General features: G+C 26.1%; 17 protein-coding genes and 1 other RNA gene. 9 read left to right on the top strand and 9 right to left on the bottom strand.

What is annotated here, in order from left to right; genetic code table 11:
* Nucleotide 1: 1 nt before the first annotated feature.
* From H0H47_RS00090 to folK, 5 genes are all read right to left on the bottom strand, one after another.
* Nucleotides 2-1,198, bottom strand: coding sequence for an aspartate aminotransferase family protein (locus tag H0H47_RS00090; protein WP_185866032.1), 1,197 nt, complete (start codon nucleotides 1,196-1,198; stop codon nucleotides 2-4).
* Complete coding sequence (locus tag H0H47_RS00085) at nucleotides 1,195-2,859, bottom strand: OstA-like protein (protein ID WP_185866031.1); 1,665 nt, start codon at nucleotides 2,857-2,859, stop codon at nucleotides 1,195-1,197. The genes H0H47_RS00090 and H0H47_RS00085 overlap by 4 nt, the downstream gene beginning before the upstream one ends.
* Nucleotides 2,860-2,886: 27 nt before the next feature.
* Complete coding sequence (locus tag H0H47_RS00080; protein WP_185866030.1) at nucleotides 2,887-3,270, bottom strand: Rid family detoxifying hydrolase; 384 nt, start codon at nucleotides 3,268-3,270, stop codon at nucleotides 2,887-2,889.
* A gap of 12 nt (nucleotides 3,271-3,282) precedes the next feature.
* On the bottom strand, nucleotides 3,283-5,463 hold the full coding sequence (locus H0H47_RS00075; protein ID WP_238785087.1) for a putative LPS assembly protein LptD: 2,181 nt from the start codon (nucleotides 5,461-5,463) through the stop codon (nucleotides 3,283-3,285).
* Nucleotides 5,464-5,528: 65 nt separating this feature from the next.
* Entirely contained in the window at nucleotides 5,529-6,044 is a 516-nt protein-coding gene (gene folK, locus H0H47_RS00070; RefSeq protein ID WP_185866029.1) for a 2-amino-4-hydroxy-6-hydroxymethyldihydropteridine diphosphokinase, read from the bottom strand.
* An 87-nt stretch (nucleotides 6,045-6,131) separates the two neighbouring features.
* On the opposite strand from folK, the gene H0H47_RS00065 reads away from it, so the two are divergent.
* The 7 genes from H0H47_RS00065 to lnt all read left to right on the top strand — a co-directional run bounded on the left by H0H47_RS00065 (nucleotide 6,132) and on the right by lnt (nucleotide 13,756).
* Nucleotides 6,132-7,172 (top strand): rod shape-determining protein, encoded by a 1,041-nt coding sequence (locus H0H47_RS00065; RefSeq protein WP_185866028.1) that lies wholly within the window; start codon nucleotides 6,132-6,134, stop codon nucleotides 7,170-7,172.
* 14 nt (nucleotides 7,173-7,186) lie between these two features.
* Nucleotides 7,187-8,020 (top strand): rod shape-determining protein MreC, encoded by an 834-nt coding sequence (mreC, locus tag H0H47_RS00060; protein WP_185866027.1) that lies wholly within the window; start codon nucleotides 7,187-7,189, stop codon nucleotides 8,018-8,020.
* A 4-nt stretch (nucleotides 8,021-8,024) separates the two neighbouring features.
* Nucleotides 8,025-8,528: a hypothetical protein gene (locus H0H47_RS00055; RefSeq protein WP_185866026.1), complete on the top strand. Its 504-nt coding sequence runs from the start codon at nucleotides 8,025-8,027 to the stop codon at nucleotides 8,526-8,528.
* The gene (mrdA, locus tag H0H47_RS00050) at nucleotides 8,525-10,432 is read left to right on the top strand and encodes a penicillin-binding protein 2 (RefSeq protein WP_185866025.1); all 1,908 of its coding nucleotides are present in this window, start codon (nucleotides 8,525-8,527) and stop codon (nucleotides 10,430-10,432) included. The genes H0H47_RS00055 and mrdA overlap by 4 nt, the downstream gene beginning before the upstream one ends.
* On the top strand, nucleotides 10,416-11,654 hold the full coding sequence (gene rodA, locus H0H47_RS00045; protein WP_185866024.1) for a rod shape-determining protein RodA: 1,239 nt from the start codon (nucleotides 10,416-10,418) through the stop codon (nucleotides 11,652-11,654). The genes mrdA and rodA overlap by 17 nt, the downstream gene beginning before the upstream one ends.
* A 20-nt stretch (nucleotides 11,655-11,674) precedes the next feature.
* Nucleotides 11,675-12,085: a transfer-messenger RNA gene (ssrA, locus tag H0H47_RS00040) on the top strand.
* On the top strand, nucleotides 12,041-13,756 hold the full coding sequence (gene lnt / locus H0H47_RS00035; protein WP_185866023.1) for an apolipoprotein N-acyltransferase: 1,716 nt from the start codon (nucleotides 12,041-12,043) through the stop codon (nucleotides 13,754-13,756). Before ssrA ends, lnt begins: the two co-directional genes overlap by 45 nt.
* Here the strand turns inward: lnt and H0H47_RS00030 are convergent.
* Entirely contained in the window at nucleotides 13,746-15,272 is a 1,527-nt protein-coding gene (locus tag H0H47_RS00030) for an NAD(P)H-hydrate dehydratase (protein ID WP_185866022.1), read from the bottom strand. The two genes, lnt and H0H47_RS00030, sit on opposite strands and share 11 nt — an antisense overlap.
* 106 nt (nucleotides 15,273-15,378) lie before the next feature.
* Here H0H47_RS00030 and H0H47_RS00025 point away from each other — a divergent pair, with 106 nt between their 5' ends.
* Together H0H47_RS00025 and H0H47_RS00020 are read left to right on the top strand one after the other, a co-directional pair.
* Nucleotides 15,379-16,593: a dihydrolipoamide acetyltransferase family protein gene (locus H0H47_RS00025; RefSeq protein WP_185866021.1), complete on the top strand. Its 1,215-nt coding sequence runs from the start codon at nucleotides 15,379-15,381 to the stop codon at nucleotides 16,591-16,593.
* Nucleotides 16,594-16,597: 4 nt separating this feature from the next.
* Complete coding sequence (locus H0H47_RS00020) at nucleotides 16,598-17,095, top strand: inorganic diphosphatase (protein ID WP_185866020.1); 498 nt, start codon at nucleotides 16,598-16,600, stop codon at nucleotides 17,093-17,095.
* Here the strand turns inward: H0H47_RS00020 and aspS are convergent.
* The 3 genes from aspS to nusA are packed head-to-tail and all read right to left on the bottom strand — an operon-like array spanning nucleotide 17,081 to nucleotide 22,698.
* Entirely contained in the window at nucleotides 17,081-18,787 is a 1,707-nt protein-coding gene (aspS, locus tag H0H47_RS00015) for an aspartate--tRNA ligase (RefSeq protein WP_185866019.1), read from the bottom strand. The two genes, H0H47_RS00020 and aspS, sit on opposite strands and share 15 nt — an antisense overlap.
* On the bottom strand, nucleotides 18,788-21,400 hold the full coding sequence (infB, locus tag H0H47_RS00010) for a translation initiation factor IF-2 (RefSeq protein ID WP_185866018.1): 2,613 nt from the start codon (nucleotides 21,398-21,400) through the stop codon (nucleotides 18,788-18,790).
* Between the two features lie 44 nt (nucleotides 21,401-21,444).
* Nucleotides 21,445-22,698 (bottom strand): transcription termination factor NusA, encoded by a 1,254-nt coding sequence (nusA, locus tag H0H47_RS00005; RefSeq protein ID WP_185866017.1) that lies wholly within the window; start codon nucleotides 22,696-22,698, stop codon nucleotides 21,445-21,447.

Genomic DNA, 22,698 nt, shown 5'->3' with positions numbered 1-22,698 from the left:
ATTATTTTTTTTTAAGTTGATTTAAACTTTCAATAATAATAGAACATCCTTTTTCAATTTCTTTTTTTGTGACAGTCAATGGAGGAGATATACGTAATGAATGACTGTGAAATAAAAAACGAAATAAAATTAATCCTTTATTGATACAATTTTGTAATAATTTTTCCACTGAATTTTTATCTCTTAATTCAAAAGACAAAATAAGCCCTTTTCCATTAATACTTTCTATTTCATCATGAACTAAATATTTTCTAAACCACTTTTCTTTCATAGACACTTGTTCCATTATATTAGAATTTATTAATTGATCTAAAGTAGCTAAAGAAGCTGAAGCAGAAACAGCATTTCCTCCAAAAGTAGTTAAATGTCCTAAGGGATAAGTGTCACAAAAAGTCTTCATAATTTTATCAGATGAAATAAACCCACTAATAGGCATCCCTCCTCCCATTCCTTTTCCCATTATTAAAATATCAGGAACTATTCCATAATGTTCAAAAGCGAAAAGTTTTCCTGTTCTTCCAAATCCAGTTTGGACTTCATCAAGAATCATTAAAGTCTTTTTTTTATTACACTCTTCTCTTACTTTTTTTAAAAAAGAATCATCAGGCAATACAATTCCATTGGAACACTGAATTGTTTCTAAAATGATACAAGCTGTTTTTTCTGATATAGAAGAAACCAGTTCTTCTATATGATTAAATGTTATAAATTTAACTAAAGGAAGCAATGGTCTAAAAGGTCTTTTATTTTCTTCATTTCCCATAATACTCATAGATCCATGAGTACTACCATGGTAAGCCCATTTGCAAGAAATAATCTCTTCTCTTCCAGTATAACATTTAGCTAATTTTAAAGCACCTTCTACTGCTTCTGTTCCAGAATTAACTAAATAAGTAGTAGTAAGTGGATTTGGAGTATTTTTTGCTATTTCTTTGCAAAGTTTTACACAAGGGTTTTGTATAAATTCTCCATAAACCATAGTATGTAAATATTTATCTACTTGTTTTTTTATAGCTTCTTTTATTATTTTATTTCCGTGTCCTAAAATATTTACGGAAACACCTGCCACAAAATCTAAATATTTTTTTCCATTATTTCCATAAATATAGTTTCCATCAGCATAATCTACCATAATTTTCATGGGAGAAGGAGTGATTTGAGTTTGATATTGAAAAAAATCCTTTTCTAATTCTTTCATAAGAATTTAGTTTTATTTTGTTTTATTTTTTCGATTTCTTCTTGTTCTAAATGATTTTCTTTTCTGTATTTCTCTATTTCTTTGTCCACAAGAAAATTTTTATATGCATTGGGCTTTTCTTTTTCTTTCCAATAGAATTTGGAAAGAAAAAGAAATTCATTGGGAGTTTTTTCAGATATAGGAATTAATTCTGAATAGGCCTGTTCTGCACAAGAAATATTTCTTATTTTTTTTTCTATATCTAAATATAATGAGAGCATTCCACAAGAAGATTTATTCATTAACTTATTTTCTTTAGAAGAAAGAAAAATAATGCTATTAATATTTCCTTGAATGGAAATTTTTTCCAAAATATTTTTTTCATTAAAAAAACCAATCATGAGATCTCCTTCTACTTGATTAAATTCTTTTGAATTTATTTTTTCTATATAAAAAGCATTTTTTATAATTTTTATGGTTTTCAAAAAATATTCATCTTTTTCTTGAAAAGAAATATAGATGGATTTACCAGTTATTTGTTGGTTCTGAAACCAAAAAATAGGATTTCCATCAAATTGAATGTAATCATTTGAAGATTCATAATTTAAAACACTAGATTTTCCTTGAATAGATTCATTCAAAAAAAAACTTTCAACAGAAAAAGCTTGAATTAAATATGAAGAATTTTTTTTAAAATTCATCTTTAAAATATCTGAATAAATAAGAAAAGAATTTTTCTTCGAAATTCTTACTATTTTTGGATTTTTTTTTAAAATCAAAGAATTATTATTAAAATCAAACTTTCCATATCCACCCATCAAAAAATATTTTTTTTTTAAATCTTCTAATAAAAAATTTCTAATAAATCCATATTTTTTTTTCTCATCAAAAAACAGATATTTTCCTTTTATAATTTTTTCATTATAATGAATACTAATATACTTTTCTAATAGAAATATTTTTTTTTGAATAAAAAACAACGCTTTTTTAACATAGATAAAGTTATCTGAATTATCATTTTGTGTGATAAGAGCAGAATCATTGAAATTTATTTTGTTTTTCTTAAAAAAATATTCCAAAATGTCGGCGTATACAGTATAATTCTTACTGATCAATTTTATTCCATTTTTTAATTCTGCCTTTTCTTCATCAGGTGAAAAAAAACCTTCTTTACTATGTACTACATAATCATCATAATAAATGATACTATTCATCTTATAAAAAATTTTTTTTCGATTGAAATCATATTCTAACATATTTGTGGTTAACTTCAATTTTTTAAAAAAAACAACTACATTATTAACAGCTTTAAGTAATTTTTTTCTTAAATCATAGTTGATTGTATCTGCTATTAGTTTTATCTTTCCTACAGATAAAACCACTCCACCTGATAGTTTGAAATGAGAAAAATTATCTTCTATATATATTTTTTTAGAAATTATTTTATTTTTTTCTGATTCTAATTGTACATTTCCGTGACCATACAATCTATTGTTTTTTTTATGATAAATAGCTTCATCACAAAAAAGATGGTATTTTTTATATTTAAAATGAACATTTCCTATTAAAGAAATAGAATTATTATGATCATTTTTTTGTATTAAGTCAGCATGAAAAATCTGGACATTTTCAGAATATGCTTGATTCAGTAATAAAAAAAAGAATAAAAAGCAATATTTCACAATTGATTTGACAATATATCTAAAGATCTAATTTTTACATGCAATCAAAGATATTTCTATACTAGCATTTTTCGGCAATCCAGAAACTTGAATAGTTTCTCTAGCTGGATAATTCCCTTCATGAAAAAATTTAGAGTATACATCATTTATTTTAGAAAAATGACTCATATTTCTTATAAAAATAGAAGTCTTGATAACATTTTGAAACCCTATTCCATTTTCTGAAAGAATAATTTTCAGATTTTCCATTATTTTCTTTGTTTCCATTTCTATAGAATCAGAAATTAATTTTCCAGTTTTTGGATCTACACCTATTTGTCCAGAAACAAATAACAAATTCCCCACAAGAACACATGTGCTATATGCTCCATAAGATGGAATTTTTTCTATTGAAAATTTTTTGTGGATCATATTTAATTTATTTTAGTTTTTTTCATTATACTGTATGATGTTACTCAAATTTGGATCTTTAATTCCAATAAAAAAATGCCAAGAAGGATTTTTCATAGGAATCCAATTAAAACTCATCTTAAAACTTCTTAAATCTCTATAAAAAATAATATTAGTAAAGATTATCTTTTTTTTAAATAGATCATAATCCGTATGAATATCAATTTTCCAATATTTTGTAATATTTACAGATCCATTTATACCTAAAAAAGCATTAAAAAGTTTCTTTTGATTGATATAGTTTTCATAATTATAATGAAAATCAATTTTGAAAGAGAATGGAATTGAATATTTTGCATAATTTTCTTTATCAAAAAGAAAATAATCATAACGATTTTTTCCTTTTTTTCTATATTCATTTTTATCAGAAAAAAAATTGGTATCATAATTACAAAAAAAAGAAAAATCAAAATACATTACTTTGTTCATTTTCTTCTTTTTTCCAACAAAATTTATTCCACCTTTATATTTTAAACCTAAATTTTTTGTAAAATCAGCATGACCTACAATATGTAAATTGTCCAATTTTATAGTATTTTGATCAACAAGAAATGAAGAACTCAAATTCTTAAGCATTTTTATTTTTTGATATTCATTAAATTTGTTTTTTATTTGAACATCCAAATCATTATTTAATATAAAGTTTATTTTTTTTTCAAAATAATTTTTTTCATGATGAAAAACAGGAGGAAAGTATCTTACATAGAAAGATAACACAGGTTCTATTTGATGTTTCAATAAAAAAACATTTTTTTTGATTTCTAAAGTCCTATTGAATGGGATAGATATCAGGTCTGTTAAAAAATCTATTTTTTGCAAATTTGAAATGCAGGTGTAAGGAAATTTCCATATATAAAATTCCTCATAAAAAAATTTAGGTGAAATTTTCAAATAAGAATCGAAAAAAGAAAAATAAGTAGAAATATTCATTTTGTGATTGAATCCAGTATAAAAGGATACTTTTTTTTCACAAGATTCCACAGAATTATGAATCAATATTTTATTTTCTATGCTTGTATGATGTAAAAAAAAGTTTTTTTGATTATTGAAAAACATATTTTTCATATGAAAAATTAATTCTGGAATTATAAATTTTATTTTTCCTTTATTATTGTTGTTTTTTTTTACCATATAAGCATCCAGAAACAATAAATAATTAGAAAATTTTTTTTTCATACTTAAATATGAAAGAGATTCGTTGTCATTGTTGTCTGATAGTATATTTTTATTATAATTAATGTTTGCATTAAATTTTGTATCAGAATCTGACTTATAATCTTGATTATGTTTCCACTGAAATTGATAATCATGTTGTTTATTTGATATAGATTGATAATTGAAATCAAAAAACCCATTATAGGAATATTTCAATTTATATTCCATTCTTGTTTTCAAATTCCATTTATCTGTGTTATATATTGAACTTAATATTTTAAAATTCAATAAATTGGAAATTGGTAAAAATAACCCCATATCCTCTACATAAATCCTTTTATTTTGAATTCCAATTTTTGGATATATCATTTCATAAAAATTTTTATTTAATTCTTTTACAGGGATATATAAAAAAGGAAAAAATATAGGCATTGGAACTTGATACCAATAAAAAAAAACGGGACCAGAAAAAATATATTTCTTAAAATGAAAATATTTCAAGAAACTTGTTTTCAAATAAAAATCAGGATCATTGTCTTTCTTTTTTAGAAAAAAAGGATCTGATATATATGTAATTTTTTTCATCAAACTTGTATTCTGATCTTTTTTTTCAATACTACTTGCTATAATCATGTGATTTTTACTTTTTATATGAAAATCTTTTGCTTCTATTTTTTTACTCTTCAAATTAATGTGAAAATCACTAAAAGTGTATTGATGATTTCCTTGTTGAAAAAGAATAAATTTTTCTTTTTGAATTGCGTGCAAATCTCCATTGTTCCAATTAAATTCAATACAATCTGCTTGAATTTTTATATCATCATATTCTATAGAAGCCTTTCCTTTTAGAAAGGATTTTCCTTCTTTTATATTATGTTCTTGTATATTTGATTTGTATTTTATAACGTTTTCAAAATCTTTAAAAAAATTATTTATTTGATAATCGTTATTTTCTTTTTTTTCGTTTGCATAAACAAAAATAGAAACGAATAACATCATAATGAAAATAGAAAACGGAGTTCTTTTATGAAACAAATTATTTTTGTTTAATATGGTGAAATAACTTAGTTCAGTAATTTTTTTACATTTAACTTATCTGTGCATACTCCTAATATATCTAAAAGGGTCAAATTAAATATAGGATGAATTTTATTTGGGATAATTTCACACATAGGTTCTAAAACAAATCTTCTCATATGCAATAGAGGATGTGGGACAGTTAAAATAGAACTATGTATAATGATATGATCATAAAATAAAATATCTATATCTATTTCTCTATCTTCATATTCTTCTGTATAATGATTATGATTTTTTTTTATTCCTATTCTTCCTATCAGGAATTCTATATTCAAAATATTTTCTAAAAGACTAATGGGAGAATGACTCGTCTTTACATATAAAGCTCTATTATAAAAAGGGGGGGAGTTTTTCATATTCCATGCTTCGCTTTCAAAATATGAAGATTTTTTAAGAATTTTTCCAATTTTTTGAGATATCAAAATTAAAGATTGATCCAAATATTCTTTCCGATTTTTTTTATTACTGCCTTGTAACAAAAAGACATGATGTTCCTTCAAAAGAAAAAATTTATATAAAAAGTTTAATATACTGAAAAACTGTATTTTTTATTTAAATTAGGTGAATATTTTCATGAATAAATATTAATGGGATTAATAATAGATTTTATGAAAAACCTCTTTAATCAAGAGATAGCCATAGATTTAGGAACAGCAAATACGCTTATTATGCACAATAATAAAGTTATAGTGGATTTACCTTCAATTATAGCTATAGATGTAAGAACAAAAAAAGTGTTAGCTGTAGGTGAAGAAGCAAAACAAATGCAAGGAAAAACACATGAAAACATTAAAATATATAAACCATTAAAAGATGGAGTTATTGCGGATTATCAAGTAGCTGAACTTATGATAAGAGAATTTATTAAGAAAGTCCCAGGTATAAATAATAAATTTTTTACTCCATCATTAACAATGGTTATTTGCATTCCATCCGGTATTACAGAAGTAGAAAAAAGAGCAGTCAAAGATTCTGCTCAACACCTAAATGCCAAAGAAGTTTATCTTATTGAAGAACCTATGGCCGCTGCTATAGGTTCTGGAATTTCAGTCACCAAAGCAGAAGGAAATATGATTATTGATATAGGAGGAGGAACTACAGAATGTGGAGTCATAGCTCTAGGAGGAATTGTTTGTCAAAAATCCATAAAAACAGCTGGAGATGTTTTTACCAATGATATATCTTATTTTCTTCGTACCAAATACAACTTGTATATTGGAGAAAGGACTGCCGAAAAAATAAAAATAGATATAGGGGCTGCAATGGAATCAATTGAAAATCCTCCTGATGATATTCATATACAAGGCAGAGATCTTTCTACAGGAAAACCAAAAGAAATGAACCTTTCTTATAAAGAAACTATTCCAGCTCTTGATAAATCAATTTTACGAATAGAAGATGCTGTGATGGAAACTCTTTCAAAAACGCCACCAGAACTTGCCGCAGATGTTTATAAAACAGGAATCTATATGGCTGGAGGAGGATCTCTTTTGAGAGGATTGGATAAAAGAATATCTAAAAAAACGGGCCTTTCTGTCTCTTTAGTAGATGATCCTTTAAGAGCTGTAGTTAAAGGAACAGGTGTTGCATTGAAAAATATTGATAAATTTACATTCTTAATGAAATAGGATAGATAAATCTTATGCGTGAATTTTTTAATTTTCTTTTTAAATGGCGTTTTTTTATTTTATTTTTTCTACTAGAATGTGCGGCTATTTTTCTTTCTTTTTCAAATTCTAAACTTCATCAATATATTTATGCTGGCTCTTCTAATTTCATGATTGGAAAGATTTATGAAACTATTTACAAATTACGCAGTTATTTTTTATTAGAAATTGAAAATAAAAAATTGTTAAATGAAAACAAAAAATTACGCAATGCACACATATTTTCCAAAATAATAAAAATATCTAAAGATTTCAAAGAAGAAGATCTTAACTATTTACAACAATATACTTTTACTCCTGTAAAAATTATAAATAACAGTATTCATGAGCAGGAAAATTACATAACTATAAATAAAGGAAGTATAGATGGAATAAAACCTGATATGGGAATTATATTATCTGACGGGATTGCTGGAATTATTATAAAAACATCTCCACATTTTAGTATCGCTATTTCTCTTTTAAATCCAAAAATTAAAGTAAATGCTAGACTGAAAAAAAATAAATATTTTGGAACTCTAAGTTGGGATGGCCTGGATCATGAATATGTAGTATTGTATGATATTCCTAGACACTCTACAATACATAAAGGAGATATAGTGGAAACAGATGGAAAATCATCTACTTTTCCTGAAGGAATAGAACTTGGGAAAGTCTCCTCCTATAAATTTGATGAAGAACATGCTAATTATATTATAAAAGTAAAATTGATGGCGAATTTTTCTACTATAGAAAACGCTTATGTTGTAAAAAATTTATTTAAAAAAGAGTGGAATGATGTTCAACTTTATAAAGTTGAAAATAAATAAAATAATGAGTTTCATTAGAAGTTTTATTGTTTCCGTTTTCTTCATTTTTATTCTTTGTTTAATTCAAATATCAATATTAAATACATTATTTTTAGGATTCTATTCATATATACTTTTTATATTGGTCTATCCATACAATAGAAATAAATTTTTATTCTTATTTTTATCTTTTTTAATTGGATGGATTATAGATCATTGTATGAATTCTGGAGGAATTCATGCTTTTTCTTCTACTTTATCTGCTTTTTTAAGATTAAATTATCTACAGTTTTTTGATGGAAAAAATTTCATAAACAGAAATGATTTTTCTATTTATGAATTATCTTTTATTAGAAAAATTCTTTATATATTTTCATTAGTTATTACACATCATTTTTCTTTGTTAATATTAGAAATACTAAAGGGAACAACTTTGAGTAAAGTTCTTTTATTTAGAGCAATATTCAGCAGTAGTTTTACAACTATTTTATGTATTATATATTTTTTTTTCAGAAAAATTAAACATTGAAAAAATTATATAATTTTTACATTTTATTAAGTTCTATAGGCTTTATTTTCATAATTAGATTATTTTTTATACAAATATATACGGAGAAGTATATTTTGAATGCTTTTAATACTTCTATAAAACAAGAAATAATTATTCCTGAAAGAGGATCCATTTTTGATAGAAATGAAAATTTATTAGTTTTTAATAAATCTATTTATGAATTAATAGTTATTCCGATTCTTATAGATGAACATTTTAATATTATAGAATTTTGTAATCTTGTAGGAATTGAAAAAAAAACTTTTTCTAAAAATTTAGAAAAAGCAAAGGATTATTCTAAATATTTACCATCTGTTTTCCTTCCTTTTATATCAAAAGAAAAATTTGCGACTATACAAGAAAAACTTTATAAATACAAAGGATTTGATTGGACAAAACGTTCTCTTAGAGATTACAAAGTAGAAAGTTCAGCTAATATTTTGGGATATATAGGAGAAGTAACTCAAAAAGATATTAAAAAAGAATCTAATTATTATCAAATAGGAGATTTTATTGGTTGGGCTGGAGTGGAAAAATCTTATGAAAAAATACTAAGAGGAAAAAAGGGTATAAAATATTGGATTAGAGATAGAAAAGGGTGTACCATAGGGAATTATAACAACAAAAAAAATGATATTAAAGCAGTTAGTGGAAATGATATTTCTTTAACTATTGATTGGAATTTACAAAAATACGCAGAAGAACTTATGTATCAAAAAAAAGGAGGAATAGTCGCTATTAATCCTAAAAATGGGGAAATTTTATCAATGGTGTCTAGTCCTATTAATAATCCTAATTTATTTGTAGGAATAAATCGTTCTAAAGAATTTAAAAAATTAATGAAAGATACTATAGATAATCCTTTATTTGATAGAACAACACAAGCTCGTTATCCTCCAGCTTCTCCATTTAAATTACTTACAGAATTAGTTGGTCTTCAAATGGGAGTAGTGGATTCCAATACTACATTCATATGTTATAAAGGATTTAAATATGGAAAAAAAAGAATTCATTGCCATTCTGGAATTCATGGATTACCTATAGGAGTAGAAACAGCTGTTGCTGTTTCTTGTAATAATTATTTTGCACAAGTTTATAAACGTGTGATTGAAAAATATCCTAAAAATTTAACAAAAGGAGTTAATGAATGGAGTAATATTATTAAAAGTTTTGGGTTTGGAAATTATTTGTATAATGATTTAGCCACAGGAGAAAAAGGAGTCATTCCTTCAGGAGATTATTACAATAAAAAATATGGAACTACAAAATGGAATGCTATTACTATTATTTCCAATAGTATAGGACAAGGAGAGATCAATGTAACAGCTATTCAATTGGCTAATATGGTTTGTGCTATAGCGAATAAAGGATTTTTCTATACTCCCCATATTGTGAAACGCATAAATCATCAACCTATATCTAATCCGAATTATACTATAGCTAAACATACTAAAGTAAAAAGGAAATATTTTGATTTAATTATTAATGGAATGGAAAAAGTTTTTATAATTGGAACAGGAAAGAGTTTTAAATCATCTGATATTAGAATGGCTGGAAAAACAGGAACTGCTCAGAATTTTCTTAAAATCAATAAACAGAAAATAGTTTCTTTACCTGATCATTCTATTTTCATATTATTTGCTCCTGTAGAGGATCCTAAAATAGCTATTTCTGTTATAATAGAAAATGGAGGATTTGGATCTCGTTGGGCTGGTCCTATTGCTAGTCTTATTGCGGAAAAATACATAAATAATAATGTGCATAGAAAAAATCTTGAAAAAAAAATCCTGACTTCAGGATTGCAGAAAGTATACGATACTATAGCAAAAATGAAAAGATTCAATAATTTTTATACAAAAAGTTCTTTTGATAAAAAGAAATAAAATATTACTAAAAAATATAGACTGGGGAATTGTAACAATTTATATTTTTATGATTTTTTTTGGATGTATGAATTTGTATTCTGTTTCTCCTGAAAAAGCAGAAAAACAATTAATATGGATTTTGTTAAGTTTTGTTTTCATATTTTTTGTTTTTTTGTTTAAACCCATTCACTATAAATATTTTACACCTTTTTTCTTTTTATTTACGTTATTTCTTTTGGTTGGAGTATTTTTTTTTGGAAAAAACGTGAATGGATCAAAATCTTGGTACTTTTTTGGCCCTATTAGTTTTCAACCTTCTGAATTAGCTAAAATATCTACATCTTTAATGTTAGCACATTTGGTGAGTCAAGATAATATTAAAAATAAAAAAGTATTTTTCTATACATGTATTATCTTGATATTGCCTGCTTTTTTAATATTTTTACAACCTGATCCAGGTTCTTCTATTGTTTTTTCTTCTTTTCTTCTAACTTTATATAGAGAAGGATTATCTATTTCTTTTATACTTTATTTTTTATTTTCTATTTTATTATTTTTGATTTCATTAAATATATTACCTTGGATAGTAGTTTCATTTTTGTTTATAATTTTTATTTTTATCTTCATTGTAAAAAAAAATATATCATTTATTAATTTCTTTTTTTATATATTTTTATTTGTAAGCTTTTCTGCTATTTCCATTTTTTCTCCATTTTTTTCTCAAAAATTTTTGAAACAACATCATAGAGATAGAATTAATATTCTATTCAAAAATGAATTTGATAGAAAATATAGAGATAATGTAGGATACAATTTATTATATTCAAAAACAGCTATTGGTTCTGGAAAATTTTTTGGAAAAGGATATCAAAAAGGAACTGTTACAAAAGGAAAATTTGTTCCTGAACAACATACTGATTATATTTTTTGTACTGTAGGAGAAGAATGGGGTTTTATAGGAAGTGTTATTTTAATTATATTTTATTTATTTTTTATTAGTCGTATTTATTTTTTATCTGAAAGACAAAAAGATGTTTTTGGAAGAATTTTTGGATATTCAGTTGGAAATATCATTTTGACTCATTTTGTCATCAATTTAGGAATGGTTATGGGGCTTTTTCCTACAATAGGAATTGTTTTACCTTTTTTCAGTTATGGTGGATCATCTCTTTGGTCTTTTACTATTTTATTGTTTATCTTTGTAAGGATGGACGTTTCAGATCAGAATAGATTTATCTAGTAGTATGTGTATATAGTATAGGGGCTGATTTTGGATTTGACAGCAAGATTAGTGATAAAAGAAAGCATACCGTGTTACGTAAGGTATTACACGTAAATAAACCGTTACAAATAACAATAAACGGCGAAAAACAATACGCTTTTGCTGCTTAATGGAAATTAATTCATTGTAGCTTAATCTGAATAAAAAATACAGAAGCAAAATATCTCTCAGAGATTGTTTCCTTATGATTTCTGATATAGAGGTACAAAAAAATATTAAGGATAGGAAGACAGATGATTCTTAAGTTTTCCGAAAAAAAATTTTGAATCTTAGTTTTTATTTTGGATCCAAAACTTGAATAAATACGAAAAAATATTTTTTGGATAAGTATGTAGAAAACTTTTATGCTACTTGTTTGGACGCGGGTTCAAATCCCGCCAGCTCCATTTATTTTATATCAAATTTCATATGAGATAAGAAAGATTAAATTTTTTTTATACAGTATTTTTTCAGGAATTTTATTGAGTTTAGGATGGCCTACTAATGGAAATCCTATGTATTTATTCATCGCTTTCATTCCTTTGTTATATGTAGAAAACTACTTGAAAAATTCTTATATTTTTTTTCTTTCTTTTGTTACTTTTTTAATATGGAATGCTATTTCTACATGGTGGTTATCTTATTCAAAAAGAATTAATGGAACTTTTTCTGTAGAAGCTTATTTAATTCCTGTATTATTGAATTCTTTTTTTATGTCAATTGTTTTTACTTTGTCTTCATGGATTAAAAAACATGCAGTAAGTAAAAAAATAGGAAATGTGTTTTTAGTTTGCTTATGGATTTCATTTGAAAAGATGCATTTAGAATGGGAATTATCTTGGCCATGGTTAAATTTGGGGAATGGCTTCTCTAATCAGATAGATTGGATTCAATGGTACGAATATACTGGAACTTTAGGAGGGTCTGTATGGATATGGACAGTAAATATTGGATTGACAGAATCGATTCTAAAGTATGAAAAAAATAAAAATATACTTTTTTTATATAAAAGAATCTTTTTCAATATAGGAAAAATATTTTTAATGATTTTTATATCACATCTTATATATACAAGATATGAAGAAAAAAAATATAGAAGATCTGTAGATACGTTGATTTTACAACCTAATATTGATCCATACAGTCAAAAATATCATATTTCAAAAAAAAAACTGATTTTAAAATTCAAGAAATTAATGGATCACAAAATATCTAAAAATACCATGATTATATTGGCTCCTGAAACTACATTTCCTGGAAATGGAAATAAAATTCCAATAAATAAGATAAACAACAATCAAATAATCTCTGTGTTTAGAGATTATTTGAAAAAAAAATCTCCAAACACAGTATTTATAACAGGAGTAGAATTATTTTCTTTATATCAAGAAAAAATAAGTTCAACTTCTTTTCCGATTTTCTTAGAAAATTCAAAAAAAAATATACAATGGTTAGATGTTTTTAATTCAGTTATTCAGATAGGAATTAATGAAAATATAGAGTATCATCATAAATCTAAACTAGTACCAGCAGTAGAAACTTTTCCTTATAAAAAAATTTTTTATCCTATATTAGGAAATTTATTACTCAATTTTGGAGGAACTGTAATGGAACTTGGAAAAGAAAATGATCCTTCAATTTTTAAGCATCCTCATTTAGGAGTAAAAATAGCTCCTATTATTTGTTATGAGTCTGTATTTGGAGAATATGTTTCTAATTTTTTTAAAAAAAATGCAGAATTGATGGTTATCATTACTAATGATGGTTGGTGGGGTCCTTCTCAAGGACACAAACAACATATGTATTACGCACGTCTCAGAGCTATTGAAAATAGAAAATGGATAGCTAGATCTGCTAATACAGGAATTTCTTGTTTCATTAACGAAAAAGGAGAGATAAAATCACATATTCCTTATGGAAAAGAAGGAGTTTTGTATGATAAAATATACCTCAATGATCAGAAAACGTTTTATATAAAATATGGAGATTTTATTTTTAAAATTGCTTTAGCAACAATGATAATAATTTTATTATATTTGTCATGCGCTGCTATCTATAATAGATATATGCTTAAATTGTAATTTTCTGAAAAGCAGATCCTATGTGATTAATAATATCACTAGAAATGATTGATTCTTCGCTTAATTTTTTTGAAGCAATATCTCCTGCTAATCCATGTAAATAAACACCCATTATACATGATTTTTTTGGAGAATAACCTTGAGATAATAAACTCATTATCATTCCAGTCAGAACATCTCCACTTCCAGCTTTTGACATTCCTGGATTTCCAGTACTATTAAAATACAGATCTCCACAGGGAGTAGAAATAATGGTATGAGCCCCTTTTAATACAACAAATGTTTTATATGTCATAGACATTTTCTTTAAAAGATCTAATTTTTGATAATCATTTTTCCATGGGCCAACCAATCTATAAAATTCTTTTGGATGTGGAGTAAGAATAGTATTCTTTGGAAGAAGATTTAATAATTCCAATTGATTTGATAATATATTTAAGGCGTCTGCATCAACTATCATAGATATATTTTTGTATTTCACTTTTAATAGAAAAGATGCAAAAGCATATTCAGTTTTAGGATGTTTCCCCATTCCTACTCCTATTCCTATTGCATTTATATCAGCGGGGATAACAATATCACTTATCCAATGTTTTTTCATATCTGTTTTTACAATAACCTCCGGAAGAGCATTCTGTATAATTTCATATCCACAATAAGGGACATATACGCTTAATTTTCCTATTCCAGTTCGTAAACTTGCTTTTGCAGAAAGGATAACAGATCCCATCATACCATGATTTCCTCCTATAATAATTCCATGTCCATAATCTCCTTTATGGGAAAATTTTTTTCTTGTTTTTTTTATAGCATAAATGCATTGATCATCTATATAAAAGTTTTTTGTTTGCATTTTTTGAAGGAAATCACTTTTCCATCCAATGTTCAATATTTCCCACTTTCCAACATAATTTTCATAACTTGGAAAGAAAAAAGGTAATTTTGGAACTTGAAAAGTTAAAGTATGAGTAGCCTTAATTATTCCTGTAAAATCATCGTGATTTTTTTCCATAAAAAGACCAGAAGGGATGTCTATAGATAGAACGGACTGAAACTTTTTTTCATTGATGTAATGAAAAAAAGACTTCCAATATTTGTTGATCAATCGATTAAATCCTATTCCAAAAATAGCATCAATTAAATAACTTTCCTTATCCAATAAAGGAAATTTATCTCCTTCACAAATAACTTGTAAAGGAATTCCATATCTTAATATTTTTTCCTTATTGATTAGAAATTCATTTGAAAATTGGTTAGAAATATTCACAATGTATACGGAAATTTTAGCTCCGTAAAAATATAACATTTTAGCCAAAGAAAGTCCATCTCCTCCATTATTTCCGTTTCCTGATAAAACTATAAATGGAACTTTTCTAACTTGAAAGCGTCTATTTTTTAGAATCCAATTAAAACAGCTTTTAGCTGCTCTATTCATTAATTCAAGAGAAGAAATAGATTCGTAATCAATACAGTATTGATCAGCACTTCTGATTTGATTTAAAGAAAGAATTTTCATTTTTTAAAATGAATTTATTATTTTTGGTCTTGTAAGTTTTCTATTTTCATTAGTATTAGATTGTAAAATCTGATTAGTATCTGCAAATATAAAACGATTAATCTAGATGGCCGAGTATAATTTGCCCCTTCCAGCCATGGGTGAAAGTATAGCTGAGGCTACTATCATTCGTTGGTTAAAAAAAGAAGGAGATTCTATAAAAAAAGATGACCTTTTGGTAGAAATAGCTACAGATAAAGTAGATTCTGAAATTTCTTCTCCAGTCAATGGGATATTGAAAAAGAAATTATTTTCTCCTAATGAAGTGGCTAAGGTAGGAAATACGATAGCAATTTTAGAAACGGAAGAAAAATTAAAGAAAATCCCTGTAGAAGATGAAAAAGATGAAACAATGGAAGAAAATAAAAAACGTTTTTATTCTCCTCTTGTACGTACTATTGCCCATAAAGAAAGAGTTAGTTTTTACGAATTAGAAACAATAGAAGGAACTGGAGAAAAAGGTCGAGTCACTAAAAAAGACATATTAAAATATATTCAAAAAAATAAAATGATTAGGTCTAAATACAGTGATATATTTTTATCGTGTAATAATCATAAAAACAATATGGTAGAGAGTGAAGAAACTGTAGAAATGGATAGAATTCGTAAAATCACTGCAGAACATATGATAAATAGCAAAAACATATCTGCACACGTTACTTCTTTTGTTGAAGCAGATGTAACAAATATTGTGAAATGGAGAGAGAAAATGAAAGACTCTTTTCAAAAGAATACAGGAGAAAAACTTACCTTGATGTCTGTTTTTGTGGAATGTGTAGTCAAAGCTATTAAGGATCTTCCTATGATCAATATTTCTGTTAATGGAACAAACATAATAAAAAAAAGAAATATTCATATAGGATTAGCTACAGCATTACCTAATGGTAATTTGATTGTTCCTGTTATAAAGCACGCAGATTCTTATAATTTAGGAGGATTAATCAAAATTATTAATGACTTAATTAAAAGAGCCAAATCTAATCAATTAAAACCTGAAGAAACTCAAGGTGGAACCTATACAATTAGCAATATTGGGAGTTTTGGAAATCTTTTTGGAACTCCAATTATACATCAACCTCAGGTTGCTATTATGGCTATAGGTTTAATACAAAAGAAATTATCTATTATAGAAACTCCAGAAGGTGATTTTATAGGAATTAGACACAAAATTTATTTGTCACATTCTTATGATCATCGTGTAATAGATGGAGTTTTAGGTGGAGGTTTTGCTAAAAAAGTTGCTTTATATTTGGAAAAATTTAATTGTTATACTAAAATATAAAAATATGAAAGTCAATTTTGATGTACTTATTGAAATTCCAAAAGGAAGTAGAAATAAGTATGAATTTGATAAAAAAAATAATCTAATTCGATTAGATAGAGTTTTATACTCTCCTATGAGTTATCCAACAGATTATGGGTTTATTCCAAAAACACTTTCTATGGATGGAGATCCATTAGATGCATTAGTTTTTTTGACAGAACCTACAATTCCGGGTTGTTTAATACAAGTAAAACCTATTGGAATTTTTTTTATGACAGATGAAAAAGGAGAAGATGAAAAGATTATTTGTGTACCTATTGCAGATCCAAATTATAATACAATAAATAGTATTGATGAAATTTCCTTACATACTAAAAAAGAGATAGAACATTTTTTTTTAGTATATAAAGATCTAGAAAACAAAAAAGTGAAAATAGGAAATTGGAAAAATCAAGATAAAGCTATTTTTGTATATGAACAATCTTGTTTACGATATAAAAATCATTTAACGAAAATGTAATTCTTTCAATTTTTCCTTTTTCAAAAAAGATGGAGCTTTGATCATTATATCTTTTCCATAATTGTTTTTTGGAAAAGCAATAAAATTCTTTATGTCATCATCTTCTTCTAAAAGATTAATTAGCCTATCTAACCCAAAAGCTATTCCTCCATGAGGAGGAGTTCCATATTCAAAAGCTTTGATAAAAAATCCGAATTTAGATTCTATTTCTTTTACAGAAAATCCTAAATGTTTAAAAATCAAATTTTGTATATTTTGATTGTGAATACGTATAGATCCACTTCCAATTTCTATTCCATTTATAATCAAATCGTAAGATTTAGAACGAATACTTTCTGGATGTTTTTCTAACAAATGAATATCTTCTTCTTTTGGACTTGTAAATGGATGATGTACAGATTTATATCTTTTATATTTTTCATTCCATTCAAAAAGAGGTAAGTCTGTAATCCATAAAGGCTTAAAAATTTTGGTTTTTTTTAAATTAAAAAGATTCGCTATTTCTAAACGAATTTTTCCGAGTGTTTCTCTGGCTTTTCTTTTTTTCCCGTAAGAAATGAATAAAAAATCACCAGGGGTTACTTGAAAATGATTAATAAAAATTCTCATAATTTCTTCATTCATAAAATCTGAATTAGAAGAAAGAAACGTTTTATCCGGTAAATATTGTATCCAAAAAATATTTTTATTTTCTATTTTTTTTAGAAAAAAATTAATCTGATCATGATCATTATGACATTTTGTTACTTTGATTCCTATTACTAATTCTTGTTCTTTTAAGAAAGAAATATTTTTTCTTTTAATTAAATTATTTAATTCCATAAAAGACATGCCAAAACGAATATCAGGACTATCCGTTCCATACATTTTCATTGCATCAGAATAAGAAATGCAAGGAAAAGGTTCTAATTGAATATTTTTCATTTTTTTAAATAAATGTTTAATAAAATATTCAAAAAAAGTTAATACGTCGGTTACCCCTACAAAAGACATTTCACAATCTATTTGTGTAAATTCAATTTGTCTATCAGAACGGGCATCTTCATCCCTAAAACATTTCACAATTTGAAAATATTTATCTACTCCACCTATCATTAATAATTGTTTAAATAGTTGAGGAGATTGAGCTAACGTATAAAATTTTCCAACATGTGTTCTAGATGGAACTACAAAACTTCTAGCACCTTCTGGTGTATAATTTATCAATATAGGAGTTTCTATTTCTAAAAAACCATTTTTAGAAAGAAAATTTCGTATTTCTAAAGCAAGATTATGACGAATAATCAAATTATTTTTTATAGGATTTCTTCTTATATCAAGATATCTGTATGTCATTCTAATTTTTTCGTTTCCATCAGTCTTATTTTCAATAGAAAAAGGGGGAGGAAGAGAAGAATTCAAGATTTCTATCTGAGATACTAAAATTTCTATTTTTCCTGTAGGAATCTTGTTATTTTTGGATGATCTTTCAACTACTTTTCCTTTAATTTTAATTAAAAATTCTTTTCCTAAAAAAAATTTTTTATCTACTAATTTTCTAGAAAAAATAAGTTGTGTGATCCCAAAATAATCTCTAATGTCTATAAAACATAGAGATCCAAAATTTCTTTTTTTTTGAATCCATCCGGATAAGATTACTTCTTTCCCAATATCTTTTTCGCACAATTCACCACAATTATGTGTTCTATACATTTATTTAACTTTTTTTTCTGTAGATAATTCTTCATAAACCTCTACAATATCTCCAGGTCTTATATTATTATAATTCTTTATTCCCAAACCACACTCATATCCCTTAGAAACTTCTTTAACATCTTCTTTAAAACGTTTTAAAGAAGTAAAAACTCCATTATGTATAACAATTCCTTCTCGAATCAATCTTACTTTTGCTTGACGATATAGTTTTCCTTCTACTACCATACATCCAGCTATAGTTCCTATCTTTGGTATTTTAAAAATTTCTCTTATTTCAGCATTTCCTAATATTTTTTCTCTTATTTCAGGAGAAAGCATTCCATCCATAGCTTCTTGAATATCATTAGTCACATCATATATAATTGAGTAAGTTCTTATTTCTATATTTTCTTTTTTTGCTATATTCTTAGCTCCAATATTAGGACGAACATTAAATCCTATTATGATTGCGTCTGAAGCGCTTGCTAATAAGACATCAGATTCTGTTATTTGACCAACCCCTTTGTAAATAATACTTACCATGATAGTATCCGTAGATAATTTTTGAAGAGCATCAGCAATAGCTTCTACTGAACCATCTACATCTCCTTTAAGAATTATTTTTAATTCTTTGAAATCTCCTAGTGCAATACGTCTTCCTATCTCATCTAATGTAAGATGTTTTTGAGCTCGTATATTCTGTTCTCTTTGTAATTGTTCTCTTCTAGATGCAAGTTGTTTTGCTTCTTTTTCATCTTGAAAAACTTTAAATTTATCTCCTGCAGTAGGAGCTCCATTCAATCCTAATATAGTAATAGGTTTTGATGGATCCGCAGAAAGAATGGATTTTCCACGCTCATCTAAAATACTTTTGACTTTTCCATGATGACTTCCGGCTAATACATAATCACCAACCTTTAATGTTCCTCCTTGTAAAAGTAAAGTCGTGATATATCCTCTTCCTTTATCTAAAGAAGCTTCTATTACTGTTCCTATTGCTGGTTTATTTGGGTTAGCTTTTAAATCTAATAATTCAGCTACTAAAAGAACTTTTTCTAACAATTTATCCACTCCAGTCCCCAATTTTGCTGATATTTCTTGAGAAGGATATTTTCCACCCCATTCTTCTACTAAAAAATTTAAATTCGCTAATTGCTCTCTAATTTTATCAGTATTTGCATTGGGTTTATCTATTTTATTAAATACAAAAATAATGGGGACGTTAGCTGCTTGAGCATGACTTATAGCTTCTTTAGTTTGTGGCATTACTTGATCATCTGATGCAATAACTATAATTGCAATATCTGTTATTTGAGCTCCTCTTGCACGCATAGCAGTAAACGCTTCATGTCCTGGAGTGTCTAAAAAAGTAACACTCTGATTATAAGAACATTTTACACTGTAAGCAGCTATATGTTGAGTAATTCCTCCAGCTTCTCCAGCAATAACGTTAGTATTTCTAATATAATCTAATAAAGATGTTTTTCCATGATCTACATGTCCCATGACAGTGATAATAGGAGGTCTTCGTTTTAAATTTTCCTCTAAATCCTTATCATCTTGAACGGCTTCTTCTAAATCTAACCCAACAAATTCTACATTATATCCAAATTCATCTGCTACTAAAGTTAATATCTCTGCATCCAATCTTTGATTCATAGTAACCATTATTCCTAAGGACATACAAGAAACAATGACATCAGTTGCATTCACTTTCATCATGGATGCTAACTCATTAACTGTTGTAAACTCTGCTACTTTTAGTATTTTTTCTTTTTTTTCATTTTCTATCTCATTTTGCAATAGTCTTTTTTCTTTTTTGTACAGACGTTTTTCTTTTCTAATTTTTGAAGCTTTTGATTTTATTCCTTTAGATGATAACTTTTCTAAAGTTTCTTTGATTTGCTTCTCTATTTGTTCATCAGTAACTCCTGATTTTTGGGAATTTTTTTTATTCTTAGACTTATCTATTTTCTTTTCAGAAAAATTTTTAAAATAAGGTTTTCTTTCTTTTTCTTTATCCTGTTTTTTTTTGACAGGAATATTTTTCATTTCATCAATAAAAATTTCTTTTTTAATTCTTTTTCGTTTTTTTTTAATGTGATTTTCTTGTTTCGTTCTTTTTTTTTCAAATTGAGATAAATCAATTCTATCTCCTGTTAACATAACCCCATCTAATTTCTGATAGATAGTATCGATGTGTTCAGGTTTATTCTCCTTAAATTTATTTTCTACTTTTTTATGCAATTGATTTTTTTTTTCTTCTTTAGATTTAGTGTCATATTTTTTGTCTAATGTATCAATATTGATTTTTCCTATTTTCTTAAATCCAATTAAATTTTCTGACTTAGCACGTATAATTTGAGGATCATGAATATGCTTTGATTTTAACAATTCTTCTTTTATTTTTTCTTTTTCCATCCTTTTTTGCAAAAAAACTTTCTCAGACTCATCTCGTATTTCTTTATAAGTTTGAAATTCTCGAACAAGAAATTTGTAGACTTTTTCTTCTATTTTTGCATTAGGATTATGTTCTATTTCAATTCCCTTTTTTTGTAAAAAACTAACTACTCTTTGTAAAGAAATATTGAATTGGGTTAATACTGTTTTTAATCTGATTTTATCAGTCATATAAATATATATAAGAACAAAAATAAAAATTAACTCTAAAAAACTTATGTATTTATATTAAATTCTTCCTCAAATTCTTTTTTTAATATAGAAACCACTTTGGTTATTATTTTTTCTTCAAGATTGGTCCGTTTGCTGAGGTCATTTTTTCTGTAATTTAAAACAGATTTAGCCGTGTTTAAACCTACTTTATGAAATTTTTCTAAGACTTCTGGTTCTATTTCATCAGAAAATTCTGTTAATTCGACATCATCTTCATAAGGAAAATCTCTAAATATATGGATTTTGTATCCAGTTAATTGACTAGCTAATCTTATGTTCTGCCCTCCTTTTCCAATTGCTTTTGATATTTCTTCAAGTTTTACATAGACGTTAACATACTTGTGTTCTTCATTCACTTCCATCATAGAAACTTTAGCAGGACTTAGGGCTCTTGTAATATACAATTGTGTATTAGAAGTATAATTTATAACATCTATATTTTCATTTTTCAGTTCTCTTACAATAGGATGAATTCTAGATCCTTTCATTCCTACACAAGCCCCAACTGGATCTATCCGATCATCATAGGATTCTACAGAAACTTTAGCTTTTTCCCCTGGTATACGTGCTACTTTCTTTACTGTAATTAAACCATCAGACACTTCTGGTATTTCTAGCTTAAAAAGTTCTTCCAAAAAAGCATCATCTTTTCTAGTAAGAATAGCAAAAGGCCTATTGTCTTTCCAATCGACTCGTTTAACCAATGCTCTAACTGGATCTCCTTTTCTAAAAAAATCACTTGGAATTTGTTCTTGTTTAGGTAAAACCATTTCGTTTTGTTCTTCATCTCTCATGATTATTTGCTTAGATAAAATATGATATACTTCAACATTAATGATTTCTCCTATTTTGTTTTTAAATTTCTTGTAAGTATTTGTATTATCGTATTCGTTGATTTTTGAAAACAAATTTTGTCTTAAAGATAAAACAGCTCTTCGTCCCAAAGATTGTAATTCTACTTTTTCTGTTACTTCTTCTCCTATTTCAAAATCAGGTTCTATTTTACGAGCTGTAGATAATTCTATTTCTTTATTTATATCTTTGACTTCTCCATCTCGCACTACTATGCGGTTTCTCCATATCTCTAAATCTCCTTGATCTGGATTTACAATAATATCGTAATTTTTAGATGAATCATATTTTTTTCTTAAAACGCATCGGATAGATTCTTCTAAAATAGCCATAAGACTTACTCTATCTATATTTTTTTCATATTTAAAATCTGAAAAAGAATCTATTAAAGCTTCATTATCCAT

The sequence above is a fragment of the Blattabacterium cuenoti genome (assembly GCF_014252075.1).
Lineage (GTDB): Bacteria > Bacteroidota > Bacteroidia > Flavobacteriales > Blattabacteriaceae > Blattabacterium > Blattabacterium cuenoti_AC.
Note: the sequence above shows the minus strand (reverse complement) of the source record. Positions and strands in the feature narration are given on the sequence as shown.

What these genes read in the sequence shown, in the direction of transcription:
- mreC (WP_185866027.1), top strand. Translation starts at nt 7,187, where the DNA reads ATGCGTGAATTTTTTAATTTTCTTTTTAAATGGCGTTTTTTTATTTTA.
- infB (WP_185866018.1), bottom strand. Translation starts at nt 21,400, where the DNA reads ATGACTGATAAAATCAGATTAAAAACAGTATTAACCCAATTCAATATT.
- aspS (WP_185866019.1), bottom strand. Translation starts at nt 18,787, where the DNA reads ATGTATAGAACACATAATTGTGGTGAATTGTGCGAAAAAGATATTGGG.
- H0H47_RS00080 (WP_185866030.1), bottom strand. Translation starts at nt 3,270, where the DNA reads ATGATCCACAAAAAATTTTCAATAGAAAAAATTCCATCTTATGGAGCA.
- lnt (WP_185866023.1), top strand. Translation starts at nt 12,041, where the DNA reads ATGCTACTTGTTTGGACGCGGGTTCAAATCCCGCCAGCTCCATTTATT.
- H0H47_RS00030 (WP_185866022.1), bottom strand. Translation starts at nt 15,272, where the DNA reads ATGAAAATTCTTTCTTTAAATCAAATCAGAAGTGCTGATCAATACTGT.
- H0H47_RS00055 (WP_185866026.1), top strand. Translation starts at nt 8,025, where the DNA reads ATGAGTTTCATTAGAAGTTTTATTGTTTCCGTTTTCTTCATTTTTATT.
- H0H47_RS00025 (WP_185866021.1), top strand. Translation starts at nt 15,379, where the DNA reads ATGGCCGAGTATAATTTGCCCCTTCCAGCCATGGGTGAAAGTATAGCT.
- H0H47_RS00090 (WP_185866032.1), bottom strand. Translation starts at nt 1,198, where the DNA reads ATGAAAGAATTAGAAAAGGATTTTTTTCAATATCAAACTCAAATCACT.
- nusA (WP_185866017.1), bottom strand. Translation starts at nt 22,698, where the DNA reads ATGGATAATGAAGCTTTAATAGATTCTTTTTCAGATTTTAAATATGAA.
- H0H47_RS00065 (WP_185866028.1), top strand. Translation starts at nt 6,132, where the DNA reads ATGGGATTAATAATAGATTTTATGAAAAACCTCTTTAATCAAGAGATA.
- H0H47_RS00075 (WP_238785087.1), bottom strand. Translation starts at nt 5,463, where the DNA reads ATGATGTTATTCGTTTCTATTTTTGTTTATGCAAACGAAAAAAAAGAA.
- H0H47_RS00020 (WP_185866020.1), top strand. Translation starts at nt 16,598, where the DNA reads ATGAAAGTCAATTTTGATGTACTTATTGAAATTCCAAAAGGAAGTAGA.